5 protein-coding genes are annotated in these 6,446 nt (G+C 61.8%); 3 read left to right on the forward strand and 2 right to left on the reverse strand.

Features of this window, described 5'->3' with window-relative positions:
* Positions 1-70: 70 nt before the first annotated feature.
* A complete protein-coding gene (locus AB5164_RS04875; RefSeq protein WP_368147856.1) occupies positions 71-1,534 on the reverse strand; it encodes a M20 family metallopeptidase in 1,464 nt (487 codons plus the stop codon).
* Positions 1,535-1,696: 162 nt separating this feature from the next.
* On the opposite strand from AB5164_RS04875, the gene AB5164_RS04880 reads away from it, so the two are divergent.
* The 3 genes from AB5164_RS04880 to groL all read left to right on the forward strand — a co-directional run bounded on the left by AB5164_RS04880 (position 1,697) and on the right by groL (position 6,170).
* A complete protein-coding gene (locus AB5164_RS04880; protein WP_368147858.1) occupies positions 1,697-3,340 on the forward strand; it encodes an amidohydrolase in 1,644 nt (547 codons plus the stop codon).
* 802 nt (positions 3,341-4,142) lie between these two features.
* Positions 4,143-4,436, forward strand: coding sequence for a co-chaperone GroES (gene groES / locus AB5164_RS04885; protein ID WP_022094351.1), 294 nt, complete (start codon positions 4,143-4,145; stop codon positions 4,434-4,436).
* A 96-nt stretch (positions 4,437-4,532) separates the two neighbouring features.
* Positions 4,533-6,170 carry a chaperonin GroEL gene (groL, locus tag AB5164_RS04890; protein WP_368143297.1) on the forward strand — a complete coding sequence of 546 codons (1,638 nt, stop codon included), beginning with the start codon at positions 4,533-4,535 and terminating at the stop codon, positions 6,168-6,170.
* An 88-nt stretch (positions 6,171-6,258) separates the two neighbouring features.
* Here the strand turns inward: groL and AB5164_RS04895 are convergent.
* Positions 6,259-6,446 (reverse strand): hypothetical protein (locus AB5164_RS04895; RefSeq protein WP_368147859.1); only part of this gene is annotated, 188 nt, incomplete at its 5' end.

Consider the following 6,446-nt stretch of genomic DNA (forward strand, 5'->3'; position numbering starts at 1 on the left):
ACGTGTCGAAACGTCCGCCCCCGCTTTGACATCGCGATGTGGCTATGACTGCGAGATGCCAGCGAATCGATTACTCGTCGTGCTTCTCCTCACGGCGTGCAGCAGCGCGTGCGTCGTGGATGCCCTTGATCGCGGCATGGCGAGCCGTTCGGGCATCATGGATGGCGTCGCGAGCCTCGGCGGTCGTCGCTTTGGCAGAGCGCAACTTGGCGGCCAGATCGGGGTTGATTTCGGCGACCGCGGTAATCGCGGGGCCGTCGAGCTCCTCTTGCGTGGGCTCGGCCAAAAAGTCGATAGCATACTGGGCGGCCACCATGGAGCCCTTTGCCAGCACGGTCTCGTCGATCTTGTAGAAGCAGGAATGTTGGGCGTACGTGGCGCCAATCTTGGGGTTGCGCGTACCTACAAAGGCGAGCACGCCCGGTACGCGACGCAGGTACTCCGAAAAATCCTCGCCCGAAAGCGTGCCGCGATAATGGCCTTGGCCGGTGGGGCCCAGGCACTTGATTACAGCCTGACGGCAGCGCTCGCTCGAGGCGGCGTCGTTTTCGACCTTGTAGTTGGCGATGGTGTAGTCGGTGAGCTCTGCCTCGGCGCCCAGGGCTGCCGCGGTATGCTCCACGATGCGGCGCATGAGCTCCGGCATTTCCTCGTGGGTCGAATCGCCGTAGGTGCGCACTGTGCCGGCGAGGTAGGCCGTGCCGGCGATAACGTTGCGCGCGGTTCCGCCATGCAGCTCGCCGACGGTGATGACGGCCGGCTCGTATGGGCTGATTTCGCGCGAAACGATGGTCTGCAGGGCATTGACAATCTCGGCGGCAACCATAACGGCGTCGTGGCCGCGCTGGGGCATGGCGCCGTGGCACGAGGTGCCGCGGACGTCGATGCGGAACCAGTCGGTATTGGCCATGCGCGGTCCGGGCTCGCAGCTCACGGTGCCGGCATCGACCTCACTCCAGATGTGCGCGGCGTAGGCGCCATCGACGCCGTCGAGCACACCCGTGCCGATCATGAGCTTAGCGCCCTGGCCGTTTTCCTCGCTGGGCTGGAATACGATGCGGACTTCGCCGTGGATGTCGTCGGTCATATGGCGCAGGATTTGCAGCGTGCCGAGCATCATGGCGATGTGGCAGTCGTGGCCGCAGGCGTGCATGCAGCCCTCGTTGACGCTGGCAAACTCCTCGCCGGTCTGCTCGGTAACGGGCAGGGCGTCGATATCCGCGCGCAGCAGGATGCGGCGGCGCGGCGTGCCGTCCTCGTGGTAGGCATCCGACGCGGTACCGCGAAGCGTTGCCACCAAGCCGGTCTTGAGCGGACGCTCGTAGGGGATATTCATGGCGTCGAGCTGGTTGGCGATGTCGGAGGTCGTGCGCTCCTCGGCAAGGCTCAGCTCCGGGTGCTTATGGAAGTGCCGGCGCTGCTTGATGATATAGGGTTCAAACTCGGTAGCGATATCTTTGATGGCTGCGGTGACGTCGTCAGCCGCGCGAGCCTCGGTCGCCGCCATAATCTGCTGTGCCTTGGTCTTCGTCATGGTCGATTTGCTCCTTGCTGGGTTGATCGCAAAATCGTACAGGCTCTCTCCAGTATGCCACCTGCCGCTAGGGCTGGTAAAGTTGCCGTTTGCCACTTGAGGTTTTGTTACAAGGGCGGGGGAGTACACTCGGGGGTGTTGAATTTCCTGCCAGAGATGGGGATGCCCATGCAACATATCGATCGGATTATCCGCTCCAAGAACGTCTTTACCGCGCAAGACGGCATCGATACCGCCCGCGAGCTGGCGATTGCCATCGCAGGCGACCGTATCGTCGCAGTCGGTGCGCCCGATGACGTGATTGCCGCCGCGCCTGCCGCCACGTCGGTTATCGACTACGGCGAGCAGTTTGTCTGCCCCGGTTTCCATGACGCTCATCTGCACTTCTTCCATACCTCGGTCGGTTCCTCGCCGTACATGCTCATGGATATGGGTACGTCCGAGGCGGCGCTGGTGCAACATGTGCTCGAGTTTTCCCAGGACCTGCCCGACGACGCTTGGGTTGTGACGCAGGGCTGGCGCGATTACCGTTGGGATCCGCCCGAGCATCCTACCAAGGCGTCGCTCGATGCGGCATTCCCCGATCGTCCCTGCGTTATGTATTCGGGCGACGGGCACACGCTTTGGCTCAACAGCCGCGCACTCGAGGCGCTCGGCGTCACGCGCGACAGCGAGCCGCCAGCGGGCGGTAGTTACGACAAGGATGCAAACGGCGGACTCACGGGCATTGCTCACGAGGCGGCTGCCATGCAGCTGCTACCGCGCTGCCTTGAGTGGCTGGGGGAGGATCGCATCGCAAGCGCTTACGCCGATCAAATGAGGCGTATGGCCGAGCAGGGCATCACCTCGATCTGCGATATGTCGCTCATGCCCATGCCGGGCTGCGATTTTATCCGCGACGACGTCTACGACAAACTGCAGGCAGCCGGCAAGCTGGGCATCCGAGCCCATCTGTTCCCCACGCTGCTGGATGACCAGTCGCGCTTGGAAGAACTCCAGACCCGCTACGCAAACAACGCGCTGCTCTCGGCGCCAGGCTTTAAACAGTTTTTCGACGGTGTGTCGAGCGAACACACGGCATATCTCACCGAGCCCTATACCAACCCGCGCTTCCCGGGCGATCAAGGTCGCCTGACGGTTCCTGCCGAGCGTATGCGCAAGCTGGTCCTCGCTGCCGCGGAGCGCGGCCACACTGTGCGCATCCACGTCATCGGCGACGGTGCGATTCATGCCGCGCTGGATATCTTCGAGGAAGCGGCCGACCTGTACGGCCTGCCCCAGCACGGCCATAACACGCTCGAGCACCTGGAGAACCTCTTGCCCGAGGACATCGACCGCCTGCGCAAGCTCAACGTGGTTGCTTCGAGCCAGCCCTGCCACATCACGCTCGACCCGGGTGGCCCGGAGCGCGACCTGGGCCTGGAACGCAGCCGCATCATGTGGCCGTTTGCGACCTATAAACAGCGCGGCATTCGCCAAGCCTTCGGTACCGACAGCCCTATCACGCCCGTTACCAGCATGAACGTGCTCTACACGGCTATCACGCGCCAAGACCCCAAAAGCCATTGGCCCGAGGGTGGCTGGTTGCCGAGCGAGCGCATCGATGCAGCAACAGCCCTGCGCAACTACACCCTGGGCAGCGCCTATGCAGCGGGCGACGAGCAAAACCTCGGCAGCTTGGAGCCCGGCAAGTATGCCGACCTGGTAGTCCTGGACCAAAACCCGCTCACCATTGACCCTCAAGACCTCCAGGCCACCAAGGTTCAGGCCACCTACCTGGCAGGTAACTTGATTTACGAGCGCTAAGTATTCATGCCGTACCGTTAAGCGCGGCTCGGACAGCCTATTTTGGGATAGCGCTCGAGCCGCGTTTGTTTGCCGGTGGGGATTTGTTAGGAGCGTCCCCGCTCTGCTGGATTTGGGCGCAGGGTGGAGGCACGGCTGCCTCGTGTGTTCAATTGGGACATCAGCAATGCTGTCTCTTGGTGTTTTGCATACTTTCTATTGCAGATTGCATAAAAAGGATGGGATGTTCTTTCTGGCCCTTATGTACCCCCGCCTGGACCGTGCAAAAAACGGAGTATTCAGCACCGCAAGCCCCGCCGGTGCCGCTGCAGTTGAGTAACATTGCGGAGATTGACGTCATTTTGGGGTCCGACGTGGCGCGAGGCACGCTTGTTTGTCTCGACGAACTCTGTCTACCGACCCAAATCGCCGGTCGAAGGCGTCTTTGGGACCAATATGGTGTGTCCGGCGCGTATGCAGCCGCCCTGGCCTGCTGAATACTCCCAAAAATGCACGGTGCTCCCCAGGGGACCCGTGCGCGCGGCGAAAACCATGTCCATGTCGCCATCCGCATCGCCATTTTGCTGCACTGACTTTTCTGAATGCCGGGTCCGATAACGTTGACTCAGCTCCCCTCCGGCGCCACATGGGAGCCATCGCTAAGTTATCCCCCGGCATTCAGAAAATCTAAGTGCCAAAAAATAAGATTTTTTGACTCCGTGTTGTATAACCCGCCATTCGTGGGTACCATTCAACGCGTACGCAAACAAAAAGGGTTAATTCGCGTGGTATAACCGCGCGGCCCAAAAAGGAGGAGACAAGCATGTCGTCTTTGAAGCCGCTTGCAGATCGTGTTCTGGTCAAGCCCGACGAGGCCGAGCAGAAGACCGCTTCTGGTCTGTATATCGCCAGCAACGCTCAGGAGAAGCCGCAGCGCGGCACCATCGTTGCCGTTGGCGCCGGCAAGGTCAACGACAAGGGTGAGCGCATCCCCATGGACGTCAAGGTCGGTGACGTTGTCATCTACGGTAAGTTCGGTGGCAACGAGGTCAAGGTCGACGGCGAGAAGTATCTGCTGATGCGCGCCGACGACATCTACGCCGTCGTCGAGGCCTAGTCTCGTCAGAATCTCTGATTCGTCTTTGAACGCGCCCGCCGCATAGGACTCGGAAGCGGCGACGCGAGTCACATTTCTTTTGGAGGATTACCTACCATGGCAAAGAACATTACGTTCAACACCGATGCCCGCGCTAAGCTCGCCAAGGGCGTCAACACCCTGGCCGACGCCGTTACCGTCACCATGGGCCCCAAGGGCCGCTACGTTGCGCTGCAGCGCACGTTCGGTGCTCCGACCATCACCAACGACGGCGTTTCCGTCGCCAAGGAGATCGAGCTCGAGGACAACATCGAGAACATGGGCGCTCAGCTGGTGAAGGAGGTTGCCACCAAGACCAACGACACCGTGGGTGACGGCACCACCACCGCAACTCTGCTCGCTCAGGCCATCGTCAACGACGGCCTGCGCAACGTCGCCGCTGGCGCCAACCCGCTGGCCATCCGTCGCGGCATCGACAAGGCCGTTAACGCCGCCGTCGCCGAGATGAAGAAGCAGGCCAAGCCGGTCGAGACCAAGGAGCAGATCGCTTCCGTCGGTACCATCTCCGCCGGTGACCCCGAGGTCGGCGAGAAGATCGCCGAGGCCATGGAGGTCGTGGGCAAGGACGGCGTCATCACCGTCGAGGATTCCCAGACGTTCGACCTCACCATCGACACCGTCGAGGGCATGCAGTTCGACAAGGGCTATGTCTCCGCTTACTTCGTCACGGATAACGACCGCATGGAGGCCGTGATGAAGGATCCGTACATCCTCATCACCGACCAGAAGATCTCCAGCGTTCAGGACATCATGCCCGTTCTCGAGGCTGTCCAGCGCGCTGGCCGTGGCCTGCTCATCATCGCTGAGGACATCGACGGCGAGGCTCTGCCTACCCTGGTCCTCAACAAGATCCGTGGCGCCCTCAACGTCTGCGCCGTCAAGGCCCCGGGCTACGGCGATCGCCGCAAGCGCATCCTCGAGGACATCGCCGTTCTCACCGGTGGCCAGGCTGCCCTGGACGAGCTGGGCGTGAAGGTCGCTGACATCACCGCCGATATGCTCGGTACCGCTAAGTCCGTCACCATCTCCAAGGACAACACCGTCGTCGTCGGCGGCGCTGGCTCCAAGGAGGCCATCGACGCTCGTATCGCTCAGATCAAGGGTGAGATGGAGAACACCACCTCTGACTTCGACCGTGAGAAGCTCCAGGAGCGCCTGGCCAAGCTCTCCGGTGGCGTTGCCGTCATCAAGGTCGGCGCTGCTACCGAGTCCGAGCTCAAGGAGATTAAGCATCGCGTCGAGGACGCCCTGCAGGCTACCCGCGCTGCTGTCGAGGAGGGCATCGTCGCCGGCGGTGGCGTCGCCTTCATGGACGCTGCTCCTGCGCTCGATGCCGTCGAGATCGACGACCCCGAGGAGAAGATCGGCGTCGACATCGTCAAGAAGGCTCTGACCGCTCCGGTCGCCACCATCGCCAAGAACGCTGGCTTTGAGGGCGCTGTCGTGGTCGACAAGGTCGCCGAGCTGCCCGCCGGCCAGGGTCTCAACTCTGCCAACGGCGAGTGGGGCGACATGATCGAGATGGGCGTCCTCGACCCCGTCAAGGTCAGCCGCGTCACCCTGCAGAACGCTGCTTCTGTCGCCAGCCTGATCCTCATCACCGAGGCCACCGTCTCCGATGTGCCCAAGAACACTCAGCTTGAGGACGCAATCGCTGCTGCTACCGCTGGTCAGCAGGGCGGCGGTATGTACTAAGGCCGACAAGGTCTAGAACTCCCACCGGGAATCCGGGGGCGTGACGGGGGCTTCTCTCCGGAACGTCCTCGGACATGCAAAGAGGCTCCTATTTGGCAAGGTGTTTTTTAGAATCCATTTTGCGCTCGGCCTCGAAGGCTTGCCTGTCCCAATCGAGCGGAAGTCCGGCCTCGACCCATGCCTCGTAGGCCCTCCTTATGGGCTTGAGCTCCCTTTGGCCCCTCTCCAGCATCGAGATGTACTTCTCGCTGGTTCCCAATATGGACGCCGCCCTCA

It is taken from the genome of Collinsella aerofaciens (assembly GCF_040915425.1).
Lineage (GTDB): Bacteria > Actinomycetota > Coriobacteriia > Coriobacteriales > Coriobacteriaceae > Collinsella > Collinsella aerofaciens_BW.